The 25,926-nt window shown below is 66.1% G+C and carries 21 protein-coding genes and 1 pseudogene; 12 read left to right on the top strand and 10 right to left on the bottom strand.

Annotated features, from left to right (window positions below):
• Both ACEN2S_RS15435 and ACEN2S_RS15430 read right to left on the bottom strand, forming a co-directional pair.
• Window positions 1–2,384, bottom strand: a pseudogene (locus ACEN2S_RS15435) (hypothetical protein); the annotation flags it as partial.
• 80 nt (window positions 2,385–2,464) lie between these two features.
• Window positions 2,465–3,655 carry a glycosyltransferase gene (locus tag ACEN2S_RS15430; RefSeq protein WP_441867448.1) on the bottom strand — a complete coding sequence of 397 codons (1,191 nt, stop codon included), beginning with the start codon at window positions 3,653–3,655 and terminating at the stop codon, window positions 2,465–2,467.
• Between the two features lie 370 nt (window positions 3,656–4,025).
• Between ACEN2S_RS15430 and ACEN2S_RS15425 the strand changes: the two genes are divergently transcribed.
• Window positions 4,026–5,582, top strand: a complete 1,557-nt coding sequence (locus ACEN2S_RS15425; RefSeq protein WP_441867445.1) for a phospholipase D family protein — start codon at window positions 4,026–4,028, stop codon at window positions 5,580–5,582.
• Window positions 5,583–5,762: 180 nt separating this feature from the next.
• On the opposite strand, the gene ACEN2S_RS15420 is transcribed toward ACEN2S_RS15425, so the two are convergent.
• Window positions 5,763–6,539 carry a VOC family protein gene (locus ACEN2S_RS15420; protein WP_441867442.1) on the bottom strand — a complete coding sequence of 259 codons (777 nt, stop codon included), beginning with the start codon at window positions 6,537–6,539 and terminating at the stop codon, window positions 5,763–5,765.
• Window positions 6,536–6,892 carry a DUF1428 domain-containing protein gene (locus tag ACEN2S_RS15415; RefSeq protein ID WP_441867439.1) on the bottom strand — a complete coding sequence of 119 codons (357 nt, stop codon included), beginning with the start codon at window positions 6,890–6,892 and terminating at the stop codon, window positions 6,536–6,538. The genes ACEN2S_RS15420 and ACEN2S_RS15415 overlap by 4 nt, the downstream gene beginning before the upstream one ends.
• Before the next feature lie 78 nt (window positions 6,893–6,970).
• On the opposite strand from ACEN2S_RS15415, the gene ACEN2S_RS15410 reads away from it, so the two are divergent.
• Window positions 6,971–7,642 carry a winged helix-turn-helix transcriptional regulator gene (locus tag ACEN2S_RS15410; protein ID WP_441867436.1) on the top strand — a complete coding sequence of 224 codons (672 nt, stop codon included), beginning with the start codon at window positions 6,971–6,973 and terminating at the stop codon, window positions 7,640–7,642.
• Window positions 7,643–7,728: 86 nt separating this feature from the next.
• Here ACEN2S_RS15410 and ACEN2S_RS15405 read toward each other — a convergent pair whose 3' ends face one another.
• Entirely contained in the window at window positions 7,729–7,860 is a 132-nt protein-coding gene (locus ACEN2S_RS15405) for a hypothetical protein (RefSeq protein ID WP_441867433.1), read from the bottom strand.
• Between the two features lie 341 nt (window positions 7,861–8,201).
• A complete protein-coding gene (gene nac / locus ACEN2S_RS15400) occupies window positions 8,202–9,167 on the bottom strand; it encodes a nitrogen assimilation transcriptional regulator NAC (RefSeq protein ID WP_441867430.1) in 966 nt (321 codons plus the stop codon).
• A gap of 260 nt (window positions 9,168–9,427) precedes the next feature.
• Between nac and ACEN2S_RS15395 the strand changes: the two genes are divergently transcribed.
• From ACEN2S_RS15395 to ACEN2S_RS15385, 3 genes are all read left to right on the top strand, one after another.
• Window positions 9,428–10,429: a TRAP transporter substrate-binding protein gene (locus tag ACEN2S_RS15395; RefSeq protein ID WP_441867427.1), complete on the top strand. Its 1,002-nt coding sequence runs from the start codon at window positions 9,428–9,430 to the stop codon at window positions 10,427–10,429.
• Between the two features lie 10 nt (window positions 10,430–10,439).
• Entirely contained in the window at window positions 10,440–11,018 is a 579-nt protein-coding gene (locus ACEN2S_RS15390) for a TRAP transporter small permease subunit (RefSeq protein WP_441867424.1), read from the top strand.
• A 67-nt stretch (window positions 11,019–11,085) separates the two neighbouring features.
• On the top strand, window positions 11,086–12,393 hold the full coding sequence (locus ACEN2S_RS15385) for a TRAP transporter large permease (RefSeq protein WP_441867421.1): 1,308 nt from the start codon (window positions 11,086–11,088) through the stop codon (window positions 12,391–12,393).
• Between the two features lie 211 nt (window positions 12,394–12,604).
• On the opposite strand, the gene ACEN2S_RS15380 is transcribed toward ACEN2S_RS15385, so the two are convergent.
• Entirely contained in the window at window positions 12,605–13,279 is a 675-nt protein-coding gene (locus tag ACEN2S_RS15380) for a 4-carboxy-4-hydroxy-2-oxoadipate aldolase/oxaloacetate decarboxylase (protein ID WP_441867418.1), read from the bottom strand.
• A gap of 19 nt (window positions 13,280–13,298) precedes the next feature.
• Window positions 13,299–14,504: an aspartate transaminase gene (locus tag ACEN2S_RS15375; RefSeq protein ID WP_441867415.1), complete on the bottom strand. Its 1,206-nt coding sequence runs from the start codon at window positions 14,502–14,504 to the stop codon at window positions 13,299–13,301.
• A 346-nt stretch (window positions 14,505–14,850) separates the two neighbouring features.
• Between ACEN2S_RS15375 and ACEN2S_RS15370 the strand changes: the two genes are divergently transcribed.
• Genes ACEN2S_RS15370 through ACEN2S_RS15340 form a run of 7 tightly spaced genes read left to right on the top strand, consistent with a single transcriptional unit; the run spans window position 14,851 to window position 20,280 of the window.
• Window positions 14,851–15,270, top strand: coding sequence for an acetyl-CoA carboxylase biotin carboxyl carrier protein (locus ACEN2S_RS15370; RefSeq protein WP_441867412.1), 420 nt, complete (start codon window positions 14,851–14,853; stop codon window positions 15,268–15,270).
• Window positions 15,267–16,640, top strand: coding sequence for an acetyl-CoA carboxylase biotin carboxylase subunit (gene accC / locus ACEN2S_RS15365; protein WP_441867409.1), 1,374 nt, complete (start codon window positions 15,267–15,269; stop codon window positions 16,638–16,640). The genes ACEN2S_RS15370 and accC overlap by 4 nt, the downstream gene beginning before the upstream one ends.
• Window positions 16,630–17,310 (top strand): 5-oxoprolinase subunit PxpB, encoded by a 681-nt coding sequence (gene pxpB / locus ACEN2S_RS15360; RefSeq protein ID WP_441867406.1) that lies wholly within the window; start codon window positions 16,630–16,632, stop codon window positions 17,308–17,310. The genes accC and pxpB overlap by 11 nt, the downstream gene beginning before the upstream one ends.
• Window positions 17,307–18,296, top strand: a complete 990-nt coding sequence (locus ACEN2S_RS15355; RefSeq protein WP_441867403.1) for a biotin-dependent carboxyltransferase family protein — start codon at window positions 17,307–17,309, stop codon at window positions 18,294–18,296. Before pxpB ends, ACEN2S_RS15355 begins: the two co-directional genes overlap by 4 nt.
• Complete coding sequence (locus ACEN2S_RS15350; RefSeq protein ID WP_441867400.1) at window positions 18,293–18,706, top strand: biotin/lipoyl-containing protein; 414 nt, start codon at window positions 18,293–18,295, stop codon at window positions 18,704–18,706. The genes ACEN2S_RS15355 and ACEN2S_RS15350 overlap by 4 nt, the downstream gene beginning before the upstream one ends.
• Window positions 18,696–19,460 carry a LamB/YcsF family protein gene (locus ACEN2S_RS15345; protein ID WP_441867397.1) on the top strand — a complete coding sequence of 255 codons (765 nt, stop codon included), beginning with the start codon at window positions 18,696–18,698 and terminating at the stop codon, window positions 19,458–19,460. The genes ACEN2S_RS15350 and ACEN2S_RS15345 overlap by 11 nt, the downstream gene beginning before the upstream one ends.
• Window positions 19,461–19,518: 58 nt before the next feature.
• On the top strand, window positions 19,519–20,280 hold the full coding sequence (locus tag ACEN2S_RS15340) for an SDR family oxidoreductase (protein ID WP_441867394.1): 762 nt from the start codon (window positions 19,519–19,521) through the stop codon (window positions 20,278–20,280).
• 171 nt (window positions 20,281–20,451) lie between these two features.
• Here the strand turns inward: ACEN2S_RS15340 and ACEN2S_RS15335 are convergent, their stop codons facing one another.
• Complete coding sequence (locus ACEN2S_RS15335; RefSeq protein WP_441867391.1) at window positions 20,452–25,116, bottom strand: beta strand repeat-containing protein; 4,665 nt, start codon at window positions 25,114–25,116, stop codon at window positions 20,452–20,454.
• 462 nt (window positions 25,117–25,578) lie between these two features.
• Window positions 25,579–25,863, bottom strand: a complete 285-nt coding sequence (locus tag ACEN2S_RS15330) for a DUF1330 domain-containing protein (protein ID WP_441867388.1) — start codon at window positions 25,861–25,863, stop codon at window positions 25,579–25,581.
• Between the last annotated feature and the right edge of the window lie 63 nt (window positions 25,864–25,926).

Below are 25,926 nucleotides of genomic sequence, written 5' to 3'. Positions count from 1 at the left end.
TTTTGCGCCGAGGTCAGGCCCAGATTGACGCTGACCGCCGCCGCGCCGGTGAAATAGGCCCGGTCAATCCCGTCGCCACCATCGATCCGGTCATTGCCCAGCCCGCCGTTCAGTGCATCGTTGCCGCTGCCGCCGAGCAGCGTATCATTGCCCGTCGCGCCGGTGAGGGCGTCATTGCCGCCGTTGCCGCGCAGCAGATCGTCGCCGTCGCCGCCCGACAGCACATCTGCAAATGCGGCCCCGATCAGCGTGTCATGGCCCAGATCCCCCGAAAGCTGGCTGCCGGCGCCGCTCCGGTCGGTGTTGAAGTAGATGTCGCTGACACCAAAGGTCTGCAGGGCCGAAAGGCCATTTTCATAAATGATAACAATGCTATGAACCGGACCCGCGACGCGGACCAGCACAGAGCCGGTCTCGTCTGGGAAATCATTGATCACCATCGCGCCGGTGACTGTAGTGCCACTGATGATGTCCTGACCGTTTGGCGTCATGGTCACGGCAAGCGCTGTGCCATCCGCGTCAAATGCCTGGACGGTGACGATGTCGCGGAACCCGCCCGCATCGATATCCAGCAGCCGGAAGGCGACGTCCGACACCTCGGCATCACCGCCCGCATCGGAAAAGCTGACGGTCAGGGTGGAGGTCGGGCCCTCACCTTCGCCCGATGAGGCATAGTAGCCATTGGACGCCGGTTCGCCCAGACCCACGAAAATCGCGCCATTGAAGACCGCGGCGGTCGCTGCATCGCCCTGCAATGCCACCGTCACCATCGCCTGAACCGTGCCGATGGTCTGGACAAAGCCGCCCGAAATATCGGTGCCGCTGGGTCCCTGGGTGCCCCAGCGCAGCCCCTCCGAGGGCAGCACATGATCGGCATAGATCAGATCGTTGCCATCGCCCCCGGAAATCTGATCGCTTCCGTTGCCGCCCAACAGCGTGTCGTTTCCGCGGCCGCCGCGCAGAGTGTCGGCTCCCGCAAGGCCGAGGATGTAATCGGCGCTCGCCGTGCCGAGGATGGTTTCGGCAGCGGAAGTGCCCGCCAGCGGGGCGAAGGTTACGTCGAAGGTGGCGGTCAGCGTGACCGCCTGATCGGCGCGCATGTCCAGATCGCGCACAAGCAGGTCGACCGAGACCTGCGGGCTGGTCTCAAAATCGACAAGCGCCCCCTGGCGCAGGTAGAGCACCCCGTCCAGCACGTAATATGAGGCGGCATCGGCCTCTGACACCGCGACAGCATAGCCCGCCGCCGACCCGTCCGTATCGTCGAAGTCAAGGCGGCCGATCTGAACGTCGCCACTGCGGTTCGAATGCTCCGCGACAAAGCCGACCACGTCGCTCTCACCGGGCGTTTCATGGACCAGGGAGACTGCGACAGGCGCGTCGGCGCTGTCTGCCACATCAAGCCGGATGCTTTCGGTCCAGCTGCTGCCACCCGGATCGGTGAATGTCACCTGCAGGTAATGGGCATAATAATGTTCAAAATTCAGCGGCGCGGCGGTGCTCAGCTGCCGGTTGGCGTCAATGGCAAAGAATGCCGTCGTCGTCTCGGCGACCGGGAAGCCGCCAACATCCCGAAAGCTCAGAACCTCAAATCCGGTGATGGTGATGGCACCCGCAGAGGACAGGCCCAGCGCCGAGAGCTGACCGATGACATAGCCCGCCTGTTCATTCTCGGGCACATAAGCGTCGAAAGTCAGGTTTCTGCCATTGAGGGTCAGCGTCGGGCGCCCCGTCTCCAGATCCGAGACATCAAGGTCGCCATCGGCAAAGCGCAGGGTCGAAGGGTTCAGGATCAGGTCGGCGCCATCCGGCCCGCCATTGCGCAAATCGACAACCGTGACCGTCGCCGGATCGGGGGGAGGGCCGCCATAGCCGCCATAGCCGCCGCCACCGCTGGCGGGGGTGTAGATGAGCTGGTAATCCTCGCGCAGGCCCGCATAGACAATGACATCATTGCTTCCCGCGTCGATGGTGTCATTGCCCGCCGTGGCAATGAAGTATTCCCGTCCCGATTCCGAGGTCAGCGTGTCATTTCCCGCCGTTCCGTCCGTGCGCAGGATATTGGGCAGGTCCGCCACACCAATGCGGGCATCGCTGACATAGCTCTGTCCGCTGGCATCGGTGACCTGAACGCTCAGGGTGTAGCTGTCGGCGCCGGGATCGAGCACACCACCCGCCGCCCTGCAGATCAGATTGCCGCTGAGAAAGAACAGCCCGTCCGCGTCATCAAGCAGCGTAAAGGTGAGGGTGTCGCCCGGATCTGCGTCCGTCGCCGTCAGACGGGCGATCATCTGCCCGGCGGACGGGTCCTCTGTCAGGGCGATATGCGGGCCGCTGGCCGCCAGATCAATGCCATTCAACAAGATCGCACTTGGCGCACTCATGACAAAATCCACCTGTATGAAAACCAGTTAACCTTATGTTGAAACAATCAACCCGCAACGATTCTCTTGGCGTTCTGCGCTCAGAGACAGAGGCTGACGAGCTGCGCCACCATCTGCGCCGGATCCCCCAGCCGGGCGCGGAACGATGCCGCCAGATCTTGGGCGCATTGCCTGAGGGTCTGGTCATGGGCGGCGGTGATGATCTCCTCGGCCAGCCCCCGCGCGCCTGCCTCTGGACCGGCCGTCAGCAAGGTGCCTGCACCCAGCTTGTGGACCGCCTCGGCGGTCAGGCGTTTCTCAAGATCAACCGGCAGCAAGGCCATCGGCAACCCTGCGGCCAGCGCGGCAGATGTCGCCCCGAGCCCCCCCGTGCTGATGAACAGGCGCGAACGGGCGGCGATCTCGGCTTGGGCGAGGGGGGAAGTCTGCAGCCGCACGCCTGCCTCGGCCAGCCGCGCGGCATCCGCGCGGGGCAGACCCGGCATCCAGGCGGAAACGGCCTGCCCGCGCCCCGCGATCAGCGCGAGGGCTCCGGCCAGGACCCCGGTTCCGGGGGCGCTGGCCGGGGCATAGGCAAAGATGCCGGTGCCCTGGCCGCATTGGCCCGGGGGGCCGGACAGGAAAGGCGGCACCGGCGGCCCGTCGCGGTGGGCGGCATAGGGGTCCAGTTCGGTGAAGGTCGCGGGGCATGACTTTGTCGCGCGTGCGATTGCGATCAGCCGGTCGAGGGGCGCACGGCCCAGCCGCCACAGCGCCCGGTTCACCACCTGCAGAAGGGCGGTTTCGTCCACCAGCGGCGCTGCCGCATCACGGCGCAGCAGCGGGAACCGCTCAGGCCGATCCGGGGGAACCGTGAACCCGGTGCCCACCGCAATCACCGGCATCCGGTCCCGGGCGGCCAGCATCGCGGCGGGCGCGAAATCGGCGATCACCAGATCCGGGGCGGCATCGGTGAGCAGCTGATCCCAGCAGCGCAGGAGATATTCCAGAATGCCGGAATCGGTCAGCCCCATACCTGCCAGCAGGTCACCCCAGGCCATCTCACCGCGCAAGGGCAGGATTTCGGAGTGGCGCAAAAGTCCCGGCCAGACCGGCGCTTGCCGGATCGGTGCAAAACCCGGCGCGTCGCGCCATTGCCGGAAGGCGTCGGGACGCTGCACGGCAAGGCTGGTTCGATGCCCCGCCGCCGCCAGGGCGGAAACCAGCTGTGCCAGGCGCACCGCATGGCCGCTGTTGCCCCCTAGTTCCCACGCCAGCAGGACATGCGCCATCTCGTCGAAGCCCTTTTCTGCCCCTGCGGGGGGCCATCGCTGCCGGTCAATTGCCACGGGCACAGGATTGGCCTGCCGCAGGCTGGTGTCAAGGCGCTGGCCGGGGCGGGGGCGCGCCCGCAACCGACCGCCGATTGTGGGGTGCACCCATCCGGGCCCGCATCAGGGCCGCCGGTGTCCCCGCTGGTGTCGCCTCGGGGGCCCCTCCCCGTGGCGCCTGTGGCAGGGTGCGCGGCATCTGGCGGCATGCTCTCTGAACATTGCTATAGGCGCGGGGCGCAAAAAGGCGTTGAAATGGCGGGCCGGGGAAAAGGATGCATCCGTCAATGAGCCGAACTGCCGCATATGTTACAATGGGCGTGACTTTCCCATGGTGAAGCTCATCGGGCTGATCGCGGCGCTGGTTCTGGGCTATGTTGCCTTCATCATCGTCATGCGGCTGGCTTTTCCCCTGCCGCCGCTCCCTGCGGCCGCGCAGGCCCCCTTGGCCGAGCGGCCGCGCGACAGTGCGCTTGCCACCTCACTGGCCCCTCTGGTTGCCGCGCATCCGGGCGCATCGGGCTTTGTGACATTGGGCAGTGGGGCAGATGCCTTTGCGGCGCGCATCCATCTGGCGCGGGCGGCCAGCCGCGCCATCGATGCGCAATATTACATCTGGAATGATGATCTGACGGGAACCCGCCTGCTGGCCGAATTGCAGGCGGCGGCGGAAAGGGGCGTGACCGTGCGTCTGCTGGTGGATGACAACGGCACCGGGGCGCTGGAGCAGGAACTGGTGGCGCTGGACGCTTTGCCGACGGCAGAGGTGCGCCTGTTCAACCCCTTTGTCTTGCGCCGGTTTCGCACGCTGAACTACATGTTTGATTTCTTTCGCCTCAACCGCCGCATGCACAATAAATCCTTCACCGTGGATGGCGCGGTGACCGTTGTCGGCGGGCGCAACATTGGCGACGTTTATTTTGAAACCGGGGGCGACCAAAACTACATCGACCTTGACGTGCTGGCGGTGGGCCCGGCGGCCAAAGATGTCAGCGCCGATTTTGAGCGGTACTGGACCAGCCGCTCAGCCTATGCGGTGGCCTCTCTGATCACGCCCGCGGCGGATGCGGCGCAGCGGCTCGGCGCGCGCGATCTTGTGCTGCGCGACACCGAACAGGGGCGGGCCTATGCCGAATATGTGCATGCCTCCTCCTTTACGGCGCAATTGCTGGACCAGACATTGCCGCTGCAATGGGAGCCTGCGCTGCTGTTCAGCGATGCCCCCGGCAAAGTATTGGGTCTGGCCGAGGGCGATGCGCTGATGGTGCGGCGTCTGCTGGCCGAGATCGGGACGCCGGACCGCTCGATCGACCTCGTATCGCCCTATTTCGTGCCGGGCACGATTGCGACCGAAAAGCTGATCGCCTTTGCCCAAAGCGGGCTGCGGGTGCGGGTGCTGACCAATTCGCTGGAGGCCACCGATGTGGTCGCGGTGCACGGGGCCTATGCGCGCTACCGTGCCGATCTGGTGGCAGGCGGTGTCGAGGTCTATGAGCTGAAGAGCGACGGCATGGCGCGCCGGAACGTGCGCGAGCTGGAGGTTCTGGCGCAGTCCAATGCCGCCATCCACGCCAAGATCTTTTCGGTGGACCGGCGGCGCGCTTTCGTCGGCTCGTTGAATTTCGACCCCCGCTCGCGGCGGCTGAACACCGAAATGGGGCTGCTGATCGACAGCGCCAGCATCTCGGATGATCTCTCCGGCTGGCTCGATGCCAATCTCGCATCTCTGGCCTACAGGGTCAGCGCGGATGAGGATGGCCATCTGCTCTGGACGGCGACCGATCCGGCGGGGCATGTTTCGACCTCTGCCGTCGATCCGAACACCACGCTGCCACTGCGTCTGCTGGTGAAACTCATCGGCCTGCTGCCGGTTGAATGGCTTTTGTGACAGCAGGGCCAACGGGTTGAGCCGCTGAACCGGAGGCGCGGCGCTGCGGGCGGCACCCGCCAAATCCGCGCGCCAAATCCGAGGCCGGGCGCGGGCCTGCAAATGTGTTGGGGCCGCCGCCCGGTGCCGGACATATGCGCCCGGATCAAGACGGCGGATGCGGGCGGTTGTCGCCGGATGCTACTTGGGGCCGACCACGGCAAAGGCCGCGCCCTGTGGATCGGTGGCGATGACGATATAGGCGGGCCCGGGCACTTCCATCGGACCATTCTTAATGGCCCCCCGGGCCGCCGTGATCCGCGCCATGGCCTTCTCGGCGCTGTCGACACCGAAATAGGGCAACCAGAATGCCTGCCCCGCGCCGGAGGGCCCGGGCATCGCGCGCAACATGCCGCCAATGTCGGTGCCCTGCCAGGCGAACACGTCATAGGTGCCCATCGCTCCCATATCCATGCTGCGGCTGGTTTGCCAATTGAACATCGGTCCGTAGAAGCCCATTGCGGCCTTGGGGTCGCCGCACATCAGCTCATGCCAGTTTCCATGGCCCTGTTTTTGAGCATTGTAAGCGGTGCCCGTCCCGCCGGGGAGTGGTTCCAGAACGCCAAACGCCGCGCCCTGCGGATCGGCGAGAATGGCGAAACGGCCGGTTCCGGGGATCGGCGTGACGGGCCGGTGCACCGTTGCCCCCGCCGCCTGCATCTGCGCCACCGCGACGTCGGCATCCTCCACCGCGAAATAGAGGAGCCAGAAGGGCGGCATGCCCGCGACATCGGCGGGCATCTCCATCAGCCCGGCCACCATCTCCCCCCCCGCCTGTGCCAGATGATAGGTAAAGTCAGGCATGCCCGCATCCTCTACCGACCAGCCCAGAACCCTGGCGTAAAACGCCCCGGCATCGGCGAGTGCGCCGGGGGTGGTGGAAAGCTCATACCAACAGGGGCTGCCATGATGGGTCATGCTGCGGTGCCCTCCATCAACAGAGGTTCAAAGCCGCCATAGATCATCCGTTTGCCGTCAAAAGGCATGCCCGTCATGTCGGGCGTGGTTTCCATGATCTGCTGATAGGCCGCATCGCGCGTGGCCTTGTCCGGCCAGGTCATCCAGCAAAACACCACGGTTTCCTCGGCGGTGGCGGCGACAGCGCGCATGAAATCGGTCTGTTTGCCGGCGGGCACGTCATTGCCCCATCCAACCACCAGCGAAAGCGCCCCCAACTTCTGGAACGTCCCCCACCATTTTGCTTCATGCGCGCGGTAGGCTTCCCGGTTGGTAGTGGGCACGGGAATGACAAATCCGTCGATGTAAGGCATGGCAATTCTCCCCCTGTTGCAGAAGCAAGTTTGCCGAAGTAAGTTGCAAAAAACAACTATTGATAGGTTTTGACAACGATGCCCGATACACGGCCCGCCCGCGCGCCCCGCAGCCTCTATGATGAGGGCTGTATCGCAGCGCACGCGCTGGACCTGTTGGGAGACCGCTGGGCGTTGTTGGTGATCCGTGAGCTGATGTTGGGGGCCAAGCGGTTCAGCCTGATCCGCGCGGGCCTGCCCGGGATCAGCGCTTCGGTGCTGACGCAGCGGCTGGAGGGCCTGGAGGCGGGGGGCGTTCTGCACCGCGTACAGATGCCAGAGCCCGCGGGGGTGCAGGTCTATGAGCTGACGCCGCGGGGCTACGCCGTCTGGCCGGTGATTGAGGCGCTCTGCCGCTGGGGTGCCACTCTACCGGGGCATGATCCGTCCAAACACATCAGCCCATCGGCGCTGATGCTGTCGATGCGGGCGATGGCGGCACCCCAAAACGCGCCCTGTGCGGTGATCCATGCCGGGTTCGACCTCGGCCGCGAGAGCTTTCGCGGAACGTTGGTGGCAGGCAGCTGGCATGTGGAGCGCGGCCCTGCCGAGGGGGATATCCTGTTCGCCGGTACCGCCAATCTCATCGCGGCGGTGGTCTATGGCAAAAGGCCGCTCGACCATTGGCTTGCGCAGGATGCCCCGCGGTTTCAGGGAGATCCGGCGCTTGGCCAGCGCTTTGTGGACCATTTCCACCTGCGCCGGGCCTAGTGCGGCAAACCTCTCGCGGCTGCCGCGCCGCCGCGACAGGGCCGCCGGAGGGGCAGGTTGGGCCTGAGCCCGTACCCGGCTTTCTGTCAGGCTTTTTTCCCGGGCTTGGCCCCGATAGAGCCTGCGCCCTTGGCAAACAGCACCGGTTCAACCGGTGCGGCTTTGACCTGTTTCGGCTTCTTCACTTCCTTGTTGGTACGCTTTTGCCCCTTGGCCATGGTCCGACTCCGGTTTCGGGGGCAATGCGCCCCGTTCAGATATGTTGATCGAACGCCCTCGCCGCCGCCCGGAACCCGAAGGCGCCCGAGGGGTTGCGGCGTCGCGCTGCTGTGTGGATTGTCTGAAAACAGTGATCACCGCCGCCTGAGAGGCCCGTGTTTCGGGACAGATGCCGGCTGCGCAGTGCAGATATGGGGGGGCGGAGACCCGACCACAAGAGAGGCCGCTGCGATCAGGGCCTGTGCCAGCAAGAAGCCGCAACATGCGGGCGGCCATCCTGCCGGACATTGGGGTGGGAAAAGGTCCCGTCCTTGTTCTCTCTGCCGGGGGCAGAGGCTTCTCAGCGCCGGCTGCGGACCCCGCGGGTGGCATTTTCGACGGCAAAGCTGTGGGCCAGTTCGGTCAGGATCTCGCTGACAATGCTCGCAGGTTCAGACAGCGGCAATTGATCGGAGACGCAGATCGACATGTTGGTTTGCATGTTCGGCTTGATGATCCGCCGCAATTGCAGGCCGGGGTCTTGCTGCACGATGGCAAAGGCCGCCGACCAGGGCAGGATGGTCGATCCAATTCCGTCGCGGACCGCCTGCATCATGATCGGCACGGATTCGGTTTCGGCCACGATCCGGGCGCTTAGACCCACCCGCGAAAACGTGGTGTCGATCAGCTGCCGCACCGTGTGAATGCGGCTCGGCAGGATCAGGTTATGCTCGGCGGCCTCGGTAAAGGTCACCTCGGCCTCGGGCGTCCCTGGCACGGTTCCATCCGCCTGCGTCCCGCCGTCGCCGATGATCCGCGAAACGAGGTAGAGATCTTCCGCCAGCACCGGTTCAAACGAGACACCGCGGATTTCGCCCGGATCATAGATGAAGGCCAGGTCCATGCGCCCGGTCATGATCATCTCGCTGATCACGCCGCCGATGTTCTCATTGATCTGCAACACGATGCCCGGATGGCTTTCGCGCACGCGCTTCAACAGGCGGGTGGAGAGAAACGACCCGCCGCTGAGGGGCGCCAGGCCGACCGAGACGAAACCGGAAATGCTGGTCGAGGTGCTGGAAATATCGGCCTGGGCCTGCTCCAGTTGCCGCAGCATCAGCTGGGCATGACGGTAGAGCACCAGCCCCGCTTCGGTCGGCACCACGCCGCGTTTTGACCGCAGCAGCAAAGGCTTGCCGAAATGCGCCTCGAGCGCGGCGATCTGCTGGCTGAGGGCGGGTTGCGCGATGTGCAGGATGGCCGAGGCCCGCGTGATGCTGCCGACATCAATGATCTTGACGAATGCGTGCAACCGGCGCGTGTCCATCCAGCCCTCCCCTGCAATCTGCGGCCCCCGCGGGGGGCCATCGCCTGACACAAGTGATACGCTTTACGACCCCCTGTCGACAATGCCGCCGGACCGCTCATAACGAAATCCAATCATATCAGAGTGAACTAGCATTTTGTGACGGGGCATCGTGCCGGGTAGCGTGAAGGGGTGAAGTATAGCAATCCGGTGACCGACGGGGCGAAGCCAATTTCCCCGGAACGAGCGCGCCGGAAACAATAACAGGGAAAGGAAGTCTGATGACCTTCAACGTGCATGCAGCGCGCTTTGGTGCCTTGGCCGCCATTTTGCTCGGCGGCGTCGCCACCTCGGCCTCGGCCGAGACGCGGCTGAACCTTGCGGACGTGTTGCCCGAGGGCAATTTCATGGTGCAGAACGCGATGAAATTTGCCGACGAAGTCCAAACCGCCACCAATGGCGAGGTGATCATTTCGGTCAAGGCGGCGGGTGCGCTTGGCTTCAAGGGCCCGGATCAGCTGACGGCGGTGCGCGACGGCCTGGTGGACATGGCCGACATCAACATCAGCCAGCAGGTCGGCGTGGATCCGATGTTTGGCGCTGAAGGCGTGCCCTTCCTGATCGACTCGATGGACGGGTTGAAGGCCTATCACGCCTTCCTGCGCCCGGTGTTTGAAGAGCTGGCGGCCAAGCACAACCAGAAAATCCTCTATATGGTGCCGTCGCCCGCTCAATATGTCTATGTAAACAAAGACATCCAGTCGATCGACGATTTTCGCGGCATTCCGGTGCGCGGCGCTGACAAGAACACCGTCGACATCATTTCGGCGATTGGCATGAACGGCGTGGTGATGCCCTGGGGCGAATTGCTGCCCGCGCTCGCCTCGAAACGTGTCGAAGGCGTCGCGACCTCGGCCACCTCGGGCGTGGATGGCAAGTTCTGGGAATTCCTGAAAAACATCTACCCGACCAACCACACCTGGGGGTCGAATGCGGTGACGATCAACCTCGACACCTGGAACAAGCTGTCGGCCGAAGACCAGACCGCCATCGAGGAAGTATCGGCCAAGCTGGAGCCGGTGTTCTGGGAGGTTTCGCGTCAGGGCGATGTGACCAGCATCGAAGAGATGGAAAAGCATGACATGGTGCTGAAAGAGATCAGCCCGGAGCTGCGCGCGCAATTGCTTGAAAAGGCGGTGCCGGTGCAGGAAGCTTTCTTTGAGCGGGTGCCGGCGGCGAAAGAAATCGTCGATGCCTATAAAGCTTCACTGGCATCGAACTGAGGTGGAGATCGTGACGCTTCCTTCGACCCCTCAGGAGGAAACCGGCGGGATCGCGGTGCTGCAACGCACCGCGGACCTGTTGTCGGTGACCGGCGGCTGGGCTGCCGCCGGGTGCATCCTCGGGCTGACCGGCCTTGTCCTTGCGGAAATCATCGTGGCCTTTCTGGCGCGGTTCATTCCCGCGATGCCCTCGGGCATCGGCATCGGCTGGGAATACAGCGCCTATCTGATGGGGTCCTCGTTTCTGCTGGGCGCCGGGATGACGCTGCGGGCGGGGCTGCAACTGCGGGTCGAGATCCTGCTGCGCGCAGGACGCGGGCGCTTTGCGGCGGCGCTGGAGCTGTTTTCGGCGCTGCTCGGCACTGCGCTGTGCGGTTTTCTGGCCGTCACGCTCGTGCGGTTGGCGCTGCGCACCTACGGCTATGGCGAAGTGTCCCAGGACAGCTTTACGCCGCTGTGGATTCCGCAATCCGTTCTGGCCCTCGGGGCCACCATTCTCGCCCTGCAAATGGCCGTGCGTCTGATCGCGGCCCTGACCGGGCGCCCGCTGGACCGCCCCGATCTTGGGGCTGCCACCGCCATCGAATAATCCGGCGGCCCCGATGCACCATCGGAGGACGCGCGCCGCAAGGCTATGACATCACAAAGGACTTATCATGGGCGTCATCGTGACCAGCCTGTTTGGCCTGCTGTTCGGCTCGCTCGCCATGGGCGCGTGGATTGGCATCGCGCTTTTGTTCACCGGCCTGGGGCTGGGGTATCTGTTCACATCGTTGCCGATGGACAAGGTGCTGCCGCAATATGTGTTCAACATCCTGACCACGCCGGATCTGGTGGCGCTGCCGCTGTTCATCCTGATGGGCGAGTTTCTGTTCCGCACCAAATTGTCAGAGGCCTTGTTCAAGGGCCTTGCCCCCTGGGCGGGGCTGCTGCCGGGGCGTCTCTTGCATGTCAATGTGATCGGCTGCTCGATCTTTGCCGCGATCTCCGGCTCTTCGGCGGCCACGACGCAGGTGGTGGGCCGGATGACCCTCAAGGAACTGCTCGCGCGCGGCTATTCCGCTGAGGTGGCCATCGGCTCGCTGGCCGGGGCGGGGACGCTGGGTTTTCTGATCCCGCCGTCGACGGTGATGATCATGTATGGCGTGCTGGCCGAGGAATCTGTGTTGCGCCTTTTTACCGCCGGATTCCTGCCGGGCCTGCTGCTGGCCAGCATCTTCTCGGGCTGGATCATGATCCATTCGACGATCCGGCGCGATTTCGTGCCCGAGAGCGAACGGGCGCTGCGCCACATGCCGCTGCGCCAACGGGTGGCGGCGCTCAAGGATCTGGCCCCGGCGATGTTCCTGATCATCTGCGTGCTCGGCTCGATGTATGGCGGTCTGGCCACCCCGTCCGAAGCGGCCGCTCTGGGGGTCGTGGGCGCCTTCATCGTCTCGCTCATGCAGGGTGCGCTGAATGCCAAGGTGCTGCGCGACATCTGTCTGGGCGCGGTTCAGACCTGCTCGGTCATGGGGATGATCATTCTGGGCGCATCCGTCCTCGGCAACATCACCTCAACTCTCGGGATCCCCGAGGCGGTGGCGGGCACGGTCTCGGACTGGAACCTCTCGCCGACCATGCTGATCATCGCGCTGATGGTGCTCTATCTGATCCTTGGCACGGCGCTTGAGGGGTTTTCGATGATCGCGACCACCTTGCCGGTGGTGCTGCCGATTGTCGAAGCGGCGGGCTTTGACAAGGTCTGGTTTGGTATCTTTATCGTGCTGGTGGTGGAGATGGCGCAGATCACGCCGCCCGTGGCCTTCAACTTTGCGGTGATCCAGAACATCACCGGGCGCAGCACGCCCTTCATCGCGCGGGTGACCTTTCCCTATCTGCTGATCATGATGGGATTTGTCATCCTGCTGGCGGTGTTCCCGGGGATCGTCAATGTGATGCCCAACCTCTTGCTGGGCAGCTAGACCGCCCCACCACCTCCACAGACCATGATGGCCCGGCCTCGCGAGATGCCGGGCCTTTTCGCGTGCCGCCCGTCCACGTGCCTGCTGATGACTGCGGATCGGCCCGCAACCTCCGGCGTGACACGGCATGAAAAAACCCCCGGCGTCTTGCGACACCGGGGGCAGCGATCTTTGGCGAACGGGGAGGCGCGCAAAGATCGGAGGGCAGAGGTCAAAGATCGGTTGTCAGCCCCTTGGCGGCCAGCACCGCCGCCAGATTGGAGACCGAAATCACGCTTTCCCCTGCTTTGTAGCGGCGGATGTAATCGGCCTCGGCCTCTTCGCGGGCTTTGGAGAGCTGCGCCACTTCCGCCGCGCGTTCGCGTTCAACCACGACCAGACCATCGGCATCGCCGCTGATGATGTCACCGGGGCGAACCTCGATGCCGCCGATGATGACCGGCTTGTTGATCTGCCCCAGGGTTTCCTTGACGGTGCCCTTGATGCAGACGCTGAGCGAGAAGACCGGCAGCCCCAGTTTGATCAGATCGGCGGTGTCGCGCACGCCGGTATCGGTAACGACCCCGGCGATGCCCTTGGCCAGACAGGCATTGCCCAGCACATCGCCAAAGCAGCCCGCCTCTTCGTATTCTCCGGCCGAAACCACGATCACATCGCCCGCCTGGGCATAGTTGATCGCCAGTTGCAGCATGATGTTGTCGCGCGGGGCCGAGGCCACGGTAAAGGCCGGACCGCAGAGCCGCATGGTGCGGTCAATCGGCTTGATCCGCGACGACAGCGCGCCCGAGCGGCCCTGCGCCTCATGGATGGTGGCAGTGCCAAAGGGGGCGAGCGCCGCCACCTCTGCCGGGGTCGGGCGGTCGATACGGGTGATGATATGGGGCATGAAGTCCTCCGGGTTCAGGTTAGGTCAGCGCGGCCATGGCGGCCGCGATCCGGGCACAGCCTTCGCGCAGCGCATCGCGCGACGTGGCAAAGGAGATCCGGAAATAGGGGGAGAGGCCGTAGGCCCCGCCGTGAATGGCCGCGACGCCGCAATCGAGCAGGTAGAGGGTGAAATCGAGATCGGTCTCGATCACCTTGCCCGCGGGCGTGGTCTTGCCGATGGCCCCGGCGCAGTTGGGATAGAGGTAGAACGCGCCTTGCGGCAGGCTGCAGTGCAGACCCGGCACCGCGTTCAACAGATCCACCGCCAGATCGCGGCGGGCTTTGTACTCGGTGACCATCTCGGCCAAAAAGCCCTGATCGCCGCCAAGCGCCGCCACCGCAGCCGCCTGGCTGATCGAGGAGGGGCAGGAGGACATCTGCGATTGCAGCTTGTTGATCGCCGCGATCAAGGGCTTCGGCCCGACCGCATAGCCCAGCCGCCAGCCGGTCATCGCATAGGTTTTCGACACGCCGTTGATGACGATCAGCCGCTCCGCCAGATCGGGGGCAACCGTCAGCAGGCTGGTGATCTGACCCGGTTCAAACCAGATCTCGTCATAAATCTCATCGGTCAACACCCAGACCTGGGGATGGCGGCGCAGCACCTCGGCCAAAGTCGCGAGCTCCGCCGCGCTGTAGGCCGCACCCGTCGGGTTCGAGGGCGCGTTCAGCACCAGCCAACGGGTTTTGGGGGTGATCGCGGCCTCAAGCGCGGCGGGGGTCAGCTTGAACCCGTCTTCGCCGGGGCAGGGAAGGATCACCGGGCTGCCTTCATTGGCCAGCACCATATCGGGATAGGAGACCCAGTAGGGGGCGGGGATCAGCACTTCGTCGCCCGCCTCAACCGCGGCCATGAAGGTCAGGAAAATGATCTGCTTGGCGCCGCCGCCCACGGAAATCGCCGCCGGATCGACCGTCACGCCCAGACGCCGCTGCATCCGCGCGATGATGGCGCGGCGCAGGGCAGGGGTGCCGTTGACGGGGGTGTATTTGGTGTCGCCCGCCGCGATGGCCGCAACGGCGGCGGCTTTGACGCTTTCGGGGGTGTCGAAATCCGGCTCGCCCACGGTCATGTCGATCAGATCGACACCGGCGGCGCGCAATTCGGTGGCGCGCGCGGCGGCGGCAGTGCTGGGCGAGGGTTTGATGCGGGTCACCCGCGCGGCGGGTTTGAAAATGGTCATTGGTCTCTCCTTGCAGCGCGTCAGGCTGCGGGGGGAAATGGCAGCGCAGGTCTGCCGCCGCGGACGCGAAGCTTCTGTGCCATCATAAATGCGGCGCCCAAATCAGGGCTAAGACCGTGTGCTTCTGGTGTGATCGTGATCCGCAATGACCGGGGGCATCACGCCCGTCGGTGCCGCGCCAAAATGGCCTCCCGCCGGGGCGGCCCGGCAGGGCGCAGTCATTTCAAACGCCTCTGACATCATCAGATTCCGTGCATGCTACATTTTTGAGGAACGCGGCCCGAGCCTGTGCCGCCCCGTCACCCCCCGGTCCTCATCTTCAGCGGCAAGAACCAGCAAGACGACAATGGATTTACCCTATCTCAAGACCCTCATCGATTGGATGGCGGACAGCGGCCTGAGCGAATTCGAGCTTGTTCAGGGCAAAAAGCAGATCCGCCTGACGCGGGGGTCGTTGGCCCCAATTCCGGCACATGCGCCGGATGTGCCGCCCCGCGCCACCCCCGCCAAACCCGCTGCAGAGGCCGCGGGGGCTGTGGTCTGCGCGCCGCTCTCGGGCCTGTGCCATCTGGCGCCCGAGCCGGGGGCTGCCGCCTTTGTGAAACCCGGCGACCGGGTGCAGGCCGGGCAAACCCTCTGTGTGATCGAGGCGATGAAACTGATGACCGAGGTGACCGCCCCGACGGCCGGGACCGTCGCCGAAATTCTGACCGGGAACGGCGCCGATGTCAGCGCCGGAACTCCCCTGATCCGGGTGGTGGCATGACCGATTTCAGCCAACATTCCCTGCTCATCGCCAATCGCGGTGAAATCGCCCTGCGCATTCTGCGGGCGGGGCGGCGGCTCGGGATGCGGGTGATCTGCATCCATTCCGAGGCGGACCGTGGCGCACCCTATCTCGCACTCGCTGATCAGGCGATCTGCGTCGGGCCCGCGCCCGCCGCGCAAAGCTATCTGAACATTCCCGCCATCCTTGCCGCCGCGCGGCTGACCGGGGCGACGATGGTGCATCCGGGCTATGGCTTTTTGTCCGAGAATGCCGAGTTTGCGCAGGCGGTGACCGAGGCGGGGCTGATTTTCGTCGGGCCGAGTGCGGCGGCGATGCGGATCATGGGCGACAAGATCTCGGCCAAGACCGCGATGATCGCGGCGGGGGTGCCCTGCGTTCCCGGCCCCGACACCGCGCTGCCCGAGGATCCCGGGAGCTACGCCGCCATCGCCGATGCGGTGGGCTATCCGGTGATCATCAAGGCGGCGGGCGGTGGCGGCGGGCGCGGCATGCGCGTTGTCCACGCGCCCGAGGCGCTGACCGCCGCCGCCATGTTGACCCGGCAGGAAGCCGGGCGGTTCTTTGGCACCGATGCGATCTATATGGAGAAATTCCTGCAAACCCCGCGCCATGTCGAAATTCAGGTTCTGGCCGACCAGCAGGGCACGGCGCTCTGGCTGGGCGACCGCGATTGCTCGATGCAGCGGCGCCATCAGAAGGTGATCGAAGAGGCCCCGGCCCCCGGCATCGACCGTGCGCTGGTGGCAGAGGTGGGCGCGCGCTGCGCGCAGGCCTGCCGCGATATCGGCTATGTCGGGGCGGGGACGTTCGAGTTCCTCTATGAAGACGGACAGTTCTATTTCATCGAGATGAACACCCGCATTCAGGTTGAACATCCGGTGACCGAGATGACCAGCGGTCTCGACATTCTGGCATTGCAGATCCGCGTGGCGGCGGGTGCGCCGCTGCGCCTGACGCAAAGCGCGGTGGCGATGCAGGGCCATGCCATCGAATGCCGGATCAATGCCGAAGATCCCGCCAGTTTCACCCCGGCCCCCGGGGTGATTTCCGCGCTGCATCTGCCCGGCGGTCCGGGCATCCGCGTCGACAGCCATGTCACGGCGGGATACCGCATCCCTGCCAGCTACGATTCCATGATCGGCAAGGTGATCGCCCATGGCGCCACCCGGGCCGAGGCTCTGGCGCGGCTCCGCGCGGCGATGGATGAATTGCAGATTACGGGCGTGGCGACCAATGTGCCCCTGCACCAGCAATTGCTGCGCGAACCGGGATTTGTCGCGGGCGGTGTCAGCATTCACCACATGGAACAATGGCTTGCACAGACGGGAGCGGCCGATGCGGGATGATCTGCAACGCCCCGCCACGCAGCTGCGGGACTTTTCGTTCCTCGGCACCAAGGCGGTGCTGTTTGAACCTGACTGCCCCTTTGATCTGGCCCATCAGCAACGGATCTGGGCGGTGGCCGATGCGGCCGCGACATGGCCCGGCGTGCGCGAAGCGGTGCCCGGCATGACCAATCTGACCCTCCTGCTTGATGCGGTGCCAGAGGCACCGGAGGCCCTGGCCGATGCGTTGCGCCGCGCCTGGGAGAGCGGCATGGCCAAGACCGCCGAGGGGCGGCTGATCGAGGTGGATATTGATTACGGCGGCGCGGGTGGCCCGCATCTGGCCGATGTGGCGCAGGCCACCGGCCTGTCGGCGCGTGCGGTGGTCGAATTGCATGCGGCCCCGGTCTACACGGTCTATGCCGTGGGCAGCCATGCGGGATATTGCTACCTCGGCGGGCTGGATCCGAGCCTTTTCGTGCCGCGCCGCAAGGTGCCCTTGCTGAATCTGCCCGGTGGTTCGCTTTCGGTGGCGGGCGCACAGACGGGGGTTTCCGCTTCGGCCGGGCCAAGCGGATGGCACACGATCGGCCATGCCGATGTCAGCTTTTTTGACCCTAACCGCAGCCCCGCGGCCCTGCTGCGGCCGGGCGACAGGATCCGTTTCCGCATCGGGAGCCTCACGATATGATCGAGATACTGACCACGGCGGGCCTGTGCTCGGTACAGGATCTGGGGCGGGACGGGCAATATTTTCAGGGCCTTGGCCGCGCGGGGGCGATGGATGCGCTGGCGCTGCAACTGGGCAATCTGCTCCTTGGCAATCCGCAGGATGCGGCGGGGATCGAGGTGCAGATGATGCCGTTTCGCCTGCGGTTTCTGACCGCGCAGGCCTTTGCCGTCACCGGCGCCGATTGCGCGGCTGACCTTGACGGGCAGGCCTTGCCGCCGTTCTGGCGCGCCGAGGCGCAACCGGGGCAGGTGCTGACGCTTGGCCCGGTGCGGCGCGGCTGTCGTGCCTATGTCGCGCTGCAGGGCGGGGTGGATGTGCCGCAGGTGCTGGGCGGACGTGCGACGCAGCTCCGCGAAGGCTTTGGCGGTTTTGAGGGGCGGTTCCTGCGGCCGGGCGATCGGTTGCAGGCGGCTGCCACGCGCCCCGGCGCCGGGACGATTGCGGGCTATGGCCTCTTGCCCCCCTCGCGGGCTTTACCGCAGGACAGCGGCGATGCCATCACCTTGCGGGTGCTGCCCGCGGGCGAATATCCGGATTTCACCGATACCGCGCGGCGGGATTTTGAAACCGCGATCTTCCGCGTCTCGCGGCAGATCAACCGCACCGGCTACCGTCTGGAAGGGCCGCCGCTGCTGCTGGAGACGCCGCGCGAACTGCGGTCGCATGGCGTGGTGCCGGGGGTCATTCAGGTGCCGCCCGGCGGGCAGGCGATCATCCAGCTGGCCGATGCGGCGACGATGGGCGGCTATCCCAAGATCGCCACGGTGATCGAGGCGGATCTGTGGCGGCTGGGGCAGGCGGCGGCGGGGGCCGCGCTGCGGTTCCAGCCGGTGAGCCTGCGCGCGGCAGAAGCGGCGGCGGCAGAGGTCACGGCCTATCTGGCGCGGCTTGAGAGGGGCCTGAACACCCGTGCGGCCCGCGCAGCAGCATGGAGGCAGGCATGAGCCCGGATCAATTGACAGAAGTGTTGGGATGGATGCGGGCCGCGGGCCTGTCCGAGCTGAGCTATGCCGATGGCAATGCGCGGCTGCAGATGACCTTGCCCGCCGAAGGGGCCGAGGCGGGACCAGCGGCAGCCGCCCGGACGCCGGAGGCCGCGGTGGCCGCGCCGGAAATCGCGCTGAAAAGCCACACGTTGGGGCGGTTTCAGGCGGCTGATCCTGAGGCGGTTCTGGCCGTCGGCGATGGGGTCACGGCGGGGCAACTCCTTGGCTTCGTTGAATGCGACGGCATCTGCGAGGCGGTGACGGCCCCTCAGGCCGGGCATCTGACACAGGCCTTGCCCGCGGCCGGAGCGATTGTGGGATGGGGCGATGTGATCGCCCGGTTGAGCGGGGCCGACGATGAAAATTGATCTGAATGCCGATATGGGCGAGGGCTTTGGCCCCTATACGATTGCCGATGACGCGGCGCTGATCGGCCTGGTCAGCTCGGCCAATGTCGCCTGTGGCTATCACGCGGGCGATCCGGTGATCATGGACCGTACCATCCGTCTGGCCCGCGAGCATGGCGTCGATCTGGGCGCCCATGTCAGCTTTCCCGACCGGATGGGCTTTGGCCGCCGCAAGATGGAGATGGCCCTGCCCGAGCTGGAATGCCATGTGCTCTACCAACTCGGCGCATTGGCGGCGCTGGCGGGGCGCGCCGGGCATCGGATCACCCATATGAACCCGCATGGGGCCTTGGGCAATCTGGCCTCGGCCGATCCCGATATCGCCGGGGCCCTGGTGCGTGCGACCATGGATTTTGACCCCGAGATCGCGCTTTTGGTGCTGAACGGCTCGGCCCTGGAAGCCGCGGCCCATGCGGCGGGATGCCCGACCTATGCGCTGTTTCTGGCCGACCGCGCCTACACGCAGGACGGGCAATTGGCGCCGCGCAACCTGCCCGGGGCGGTGATCCACGATCCCGAAGAGGTGGTGGCGCGGGTCCTGCACCTGTTGCGCACGGGCACAACGACCACCATCGACGGCACGGAACTGCCGGTCGCAGCGCGCTCGATCCTGCTGCATTCCGACACCGCGGGGGCGGTGGCGCTTGCGCGCTGCCTGCGCGCCCGGATCGAAGACGAAGGGGGCAGGATTGCCCCGCTCTCGCAATTGGGCTGAGGGCCGCGGCAGACCGCCCGACACCACAGCCCGACACCAAAGACGGAAAGGACTACCAATGGCTTTTGCAGATTATAAAACCGCTGTCGTCACCGGCGCATCGGCGGGCATGGGGGCCGCGATCACCCGCCGGCTCTGTGCCGAGGGCATCACGGTGCATGCCTTGGCGCGCAGTGCCGAGAAACTGGCCGGGCTTGCCGCCGAGACCGGCTGTGTCCCGCATGCGATGGATGTCTGCGACACCGGGGCGCTGACCCGTTTGCTGGCGGGGATCGAGGTCGACATTCTGGTGAACAATGCCGGTGTCTCGCGGCCGGGCAACATCCTGACCTCGAACGCCTTTGATATTGACGAGCAGATCGACGTGAACCTGCGCGCGGCGATGCATCTGGCGCGGCTGACGCTGCCGGGGATGATGGCGCGCGACCGCGGCCATATCGTCAACATCACCTCGATTGCCGGGCACTACGAATTTGGCGGCCACACCGCCTATCACGCCACCAAAGCCGCAATGCACACCGTCTCGCGTCAGCTGCGCGTGGATGCCTTTGGCCGCCGGGTCCGGGTGACCGAGATCTGCCCGGGTCGCGTTGAGACCGACATTTTCGCCAATGTCGAAAAGATCGATCCGGCCGAGGCCAAGCGCAAGTATTTCGAGGGCTTTGAGATGCCGCAGGTTTCTGACATCGCCGATGCCGTCGCCTATGCGATCGGCGCGCCGCACTATGTCAACATCGGGCTGATCGAGCTGATGCCGACCTTGCAGGTTCCGGGCGGCCTGCGCACCGGCAAACGGGTTGGCGAGGAACTGGTCAGCTGAAACGGCAATGCCCTTGTCCGGCGACAGGTGCCGGGCAGGGGCGAAAAATCTGCCGCTGACCCCGATTGGCGAGCATCTGCCAGGGTTGCCCGCAGCGCCCGGTGCGGCCTGGGGGGCTGCACAGGCGAGGCGGGCCCGGTTGCAGATGGCCTTTGCCCCCCGGCGCCCGGCTCAGGCCGACAAAACTCTGTACGCGGCAGCCACCTCGGCCACCTGCCGTGCGTTCAGCAGCTGGATCTGCGCGGTGGTGATCGATTGCAGTTGCGTTGCGGAAAGGGCCGCCAGATTCGCGCTTGTCAGGCCACCGAGGCCATTGCCGGAAAGGGCCGCAATATCGGTGGTGGAAAACGTGGCCAGCGCGCGGTTGCTGAAGGCCGCCACCTGCGCGCCGGTCAGGTTTGCCACTTGGGTGGGGGTCAGCGCCTCGGCCTGTTCCGGCGTCATCGCGGCAATCTGCGCCTCGGACAGACCGCTGATCGCCTTGCCATCTATCGCCGCGATTTGGCCGGGGGACAGGGCGGGCAAACGCTCAACGCCGAATGCCGCAATCTGCAGCGCATTGAGTGCGCCAATCTGCGTGGTGGTCAGCGCGGCCACCTGACCCTGATCAAAGGCACCCATCTGGAAGAACGTGAATTTCGCAAGTTGTGCGGCGGTCAGGGCGGCGGTCTGCTCGTGGTCGAGGGCCGCAATAGCGGCGGGCGTCAGGCCGGGTATCGCCGCCGGGCTGAGGGCCGCGATATCGCTGGTGGCAAATGTCGTCAGCGCGGAGGGGTCGAGGCCGCCGAGCTGCGTCGCGGTCAGCGCGCCGATCTGTGCCGGGGAAAATGCATCCAGCTGTCCCGCCGACAGCGCGGTAATCTGCGCGGTGGTCAGACCCGCCACCGCCTTGGTGTCGAGCGCTGCGATATGCTCCGCCGTCAGGCTGCCGATGGCCGTGGGCGACAGAACGGCCAGTTGCGCGGCGGTCAGGCCCTTCACCTGCGCGGCGGTCAGCGCGGGGATCTGCGCGTTGGACAGGGCCGCAACCTGTGCGGTGGACAGCGCCGTCATCTGGGCGGCGGTCAGCCCCGAGATCTGGTCGCTGCGCAGCGCGCCCACTTGCGCCGGGCTGATGCCGCTGATCGCCTTGGCGCTGATCGCCGCGATATCCGCGGCGTCAAACGAGGCCAGCGCCCCCGCCGAAAAGGCGCCAACCTGCACCGCGCTCAGCGCGCCGAGGTGGCGCGGCAAAAGCGCATCTGTTTGCGCCGTGCTCAGGGCGGCAATCTGGCCCGTGGTCAGCGCGGCGGCGGCCGTCGTGCTCAGGGCTGCGATCTGATCGGTCGAGAAGGTGGTGATGGTTTCGGTTGCAAGCGTGCCGATCTGGCTGCCGGTCAGCGCGCTGATCCGGTCCGGCGGCAAAGCCGCAATCTGATCCGGTCTGAGGGCCGCGAGCTGCGGGCCGGTCAGGCTGGCGATCTGTCCCGGTGTCAGCGCCGCCATCTGCGCCTGATCGAGGGAGGCCACGGTTTGCGCCGAAAGGCCCGCCACCGCCGCACCGCTCAGGCCTGCGATATCGGTGGCGGTGAAGGTTTTCAGCGCGTCCGGGGTCAGCCCGGCGGTCTGCGTGGCGGTCAGCGCGGTCAATTGGCTGGCGGACAGCGCGTCGATCTGGCTGGCGCTGAGCGCGGTCATCTGGGCGGCGGTCATCCCGGCCAGTGCCTTGGCCGAAAGGGCGGCAATCTGCTCATTGGACAGCGCGGGCAAGCTCTCGGCGGTGAGGGCTCCGGCCTGTGTGGCGCCGAGCGCACCGATTTGTGCGGGCGACAGCTGGGTGATCTGCGGGCCGGTCAGCGCCGCGATCTGCGCGGCCTTGAGGGCGCCCAGCTGCCCGGCAGTGAGGGCGCTGATTTGCGCCGCGCTCAGCGTGCCCATCACTTCGGGTGTCAGTCCTGCGGTGGCGGTGGCGCTCAGCGCGGCGATGTCACCTTGCGCGAAGGTCTCGATCATCGGGGCGGTCAGCGCGGCGCTTTGGGTGGCGGTGACCGCCCCGATCTGGCCCGTCGACAGCGCCGCCACCTGATCGCGCGACAGATTGGCAACCTGTGACGCGGTCAACCCGGCGATGGCCTTGGGGGTGAGGGCGGTGACCTGCCCCACGGCCAATGCGCCGAGGGCGGGCAGCGACAGCGCCGCCACCTGCGTCGCGCCAAGCGCCCCGATCTGGCTGCCCGACAGCGCCTCGACCTGTGCGGTGGTCAGGCTGCTCATCTGGGTGGGTTTCAGCGCCGTGATCTGGGCGGTGATGAGGCCGCTGATCTGTGCCAGCGACAGTGCGGCGATCTGATCGCCCGAGAGCCCGGCAACCGCCGCCGGGCTCAGCGAGGAGAGGCTGGCCGAGGGCAAGGCGATCAGGGAATTATCGCTCAGCGCGGCAACATGTGCGGCGGTAAGGCCTGCCAGTTGCGCGGATGTCAGCGCCTGCACCTGGGTCTCGCTCAGCGTGCCGATCTGCGCTGCTGTCATGCCGGTGATGGCGGTGGATTTGATGGCGGCAATCTGCTCTGCCGTCAGGCCGGACAGTGACGCGGGCGCAATCGCCGAGATCTGCCCTGCGCTCAGCGCAGCGATCTGCCCCGGCGCGAGGGCGCCGATCTGTGCCGGGGTCAGCGCGGAAATCTGCGCTGTTTTCAACCCGGCAAGCTGTTTGCCGCTCAACCCGGCTAGCTGATCCTCGCCGAGGGCCGCCACGGCGGCCGGGATGAGCCCGGAGATCCCCGCCGGGCTGAGGGCGGCGATACTGGCAGGGGTCAGCAGGCTGATGGTGTCCGCGCCGAGCGCCCCGGTCTGGCCGAGGGTCAGGGCCGCCAGTTGGGCCGTGGTCATGCCGGAGATCTGTGCCGGGTCCAGTGCGGTCAGCTGGGCACCGGTCAATCCCGGCAGTGCTTTGGGCGAGAGGGTGGCCAATTGCGCCTCGGACAGGCTGGCGAGCCGGTCCGGGGCGATGGCGCCAAGCTGCACCGCGGTGAGGGCCGCGAGCTGGCTGCTGCCGAAGGCCCCCAGTTGCTCCGGCGAAAGCGCGGCGATCTGCGTGGTTTTCAATGCTGCAATCTGGCCCGCGGTCAGGGCGCTCAGCTGCCCCGCGTCCAGCGCTGCCATCTGATCACTGCTCAGCCCGGTGATCGCGGTTTTGCTAAGCGCCGCCATCGCGGCGGGGGCGAGGGCGGCCAGTGCTTCACCGCTCAGCGCGGCGGTTTGCTTTGACGTCAGCGCGGCGATCTGGGCCGCGTTCAGGCTGCTGGCCTGCGCTGGCGTCAGTGCCGCAACCTGCGCCGTGGTCAGGCCCGCAACCGCGCCCGCGCTCAGCGCGCCGGTCTGCGCCTCTGACAGGCCGCCGATATGCGCCGCGCCCAGCGCCGCCACCTGCGGGCCGTTCAGCATTCTGATCTGGCCCTCGGAGAGGGTATTGATCTGGGTGCTGTCGAACGCCGCGATCTGCGCGGGCTTCAGGGCGCTGATCTGTTTCGTTGTGAGGGCGGCAACCTGATCGGCGGTCAGCGCGGCCATTTGGTCGACCGAAAGGCCGCCGAGGGCCGCAGGGTTGAGCGCGGTAGTGACGGCGGGGGACAGGGTGGCCAGCATGTCCGGGCTGATCCCGGACATCTGTCTGAAACCCATCTTGGCGGCTTGGGCGGGGGTCAATGCCGCAAGCTGCGTCTGGGAAAGCGACGACATCTGGGCGCTGGTCAGTCCGCCGATGGCTGCGGGGGAAATCACCGCGATCTGCTCGGCCGAGAGCGCCGCGAGCGTCGGCCCCGCAACCGCCTCGATGTGTTTGGCGCCCAGCGCCCGGATCTGCGTCAGGGACCAGCTGGCCGTCTGGCTCGGGCTGAAGGCGGCCATTTGGCCGGGTGTCAAACCCGCCATCTGGCTGGGCAACAGCCCGGCAATCTGATCGCCGCTCAACGCGGCAATCGTGTCTTGCGACATGCCGTTGATGGCGGTTGGTTTGATTGCGGCGAGGACCTCTGCGCTGCATCCGGCAAGCCTGCCGCCCAAAGCGGTGATCTGCGGGCCCGTCAGCGCGTTCATCTGACCCGGCGTCAGGCTGGCAACCTGCGCGGGAGAGAGGGCTTCGGCCTGACCTGACTTGATCCCGGCCATTGATTTCGCCGGGATGGCGGCAATCTGGTCGTCCGACAGCACGCCGATCTGCGCCGCGCTCAAGGCCCCGATCTGGCTCGCGGTGAGTGCCTTGAGCTGCGCCGCCGCGAGGGTCCGGGTCTGATCCGGCGTCAGCGCCCCGACCTGCGCGGGTTTGAGCGCGGCAATCTGTGTCGGGGTTAATGCGGGCATCTGGTCGGTGGTCAGCGCGGCGAGGGTGCTGTTCGTCAGGCCCGAAATGGCGTTTTTGCTGATGGCCGCAATGTCTTCGCCCGAAAAGGTCGCGATGGCGGCGGGTGTCAGGGCGGCCAGTTGCCGGGCGTTCAGGCCGGCGATTTGCGCCGGTGTCAGCGCCTCGGCGGTGTCGGTGCCAAGGCCCGCGATCTGTTCGCTGGTCAGCGCGGCCACCTGCGCGCGCGTGAAACCGCTGACCTGATCGCCCGAAAGCGCCCCGAGTTGTGCGCCGGTCAGACCGGGCATCGCCTGCGCCGAAAGAGCGGACAATTGCCCGGCGGAGAGGCTGGCGACAGCATCCGTGCTGAGGGCGGAGACCTGGGCCTGTGACAGGGCGCCGATCTGCGTTTTGTCCAACATCGCAATGAATGCGGTATCCCAGGCTCCCACGCTGGTGGTGGGCAGGGCTTTGATCTGGGCCGTGGTCAGCGTGCTGACCGTTCCGATGCTGGTCATAAATTCTTTACTCCATGTCCCGCCACCCTGTCAGAGAGGCGCTAAGCCATGGTTAATGCGCGGGCTTGGTGCGCCCCGATGCCTCGATATTTTTGGCCCCGGAAGGGGTGTTTCGGGTGCCGATACTGCGGCTTGCGTTCCGGGCGGATTTTGGTGCCAGGAAGGCCCGCGGGTCTCCCGGTCGCCGGACGAAAGGGGGACGCAGCGCCACGCATGGGTGCTGGTGCGGGGTGCGGCATCGGTCTGGCCGTCGCGCGATGGTGCGGCTGGTCGACCGGACCAGCACCCGGCGGACCGCATTCCTGCGGCAGGCGGCCGGCCCGGGCTTCGGCGGCGGTTGCGCCACCGGGTCAAGATGCCGGGTCAAGATGCCGGGCCTGCGTGCCGGAGGCTGCCGGAACACGCATTGTGGTCGGAAGACGCCGGGCATCTCTGCAGTGCGGTGCCGCTTCCCTCAGCCGCTCAAACGCCGTCAACCAGCGTGATGCTCACCTCTGCGGCGCCTGCCCGGAGCGCGCGCGCGGCGCGATATTCGGGGGATCCGTAGCAGGCCTCGGCCGCGGCCCGGGTCGGAAACAGGATGACGACATGGCGTTGAAAGGCGGGCCCCTCCAGCGTTGCCGCCGCCCCGCCGCGCACCACAAAGCGGCCGCCAAAAGATTCGAAGACGCCTTTTGCCCGCGCCTGATACGCGGCATAGGCCGCCGCATCCGTAACGGTGACATGGGCAATCCAATAGGTGCTCATGATTTTATCCTTCCTTTTCCGTTTCTTGCGTTCCGGCGCCGCAGATTTCCGGCCTGCTCAAAC

Source organism: Phaeovulum sp. W22_SRMD_FR3 (assembly GCF_052113705.1).
GTDB lineage: Bacteria > Pseudomonadota > Alphaproteobacteria > Rhodobacterales > Rhodobacteraceae > JBGQOG01.
This window is presented reverse-complemented; position numbering and strand designations above follow the sequence as displayed.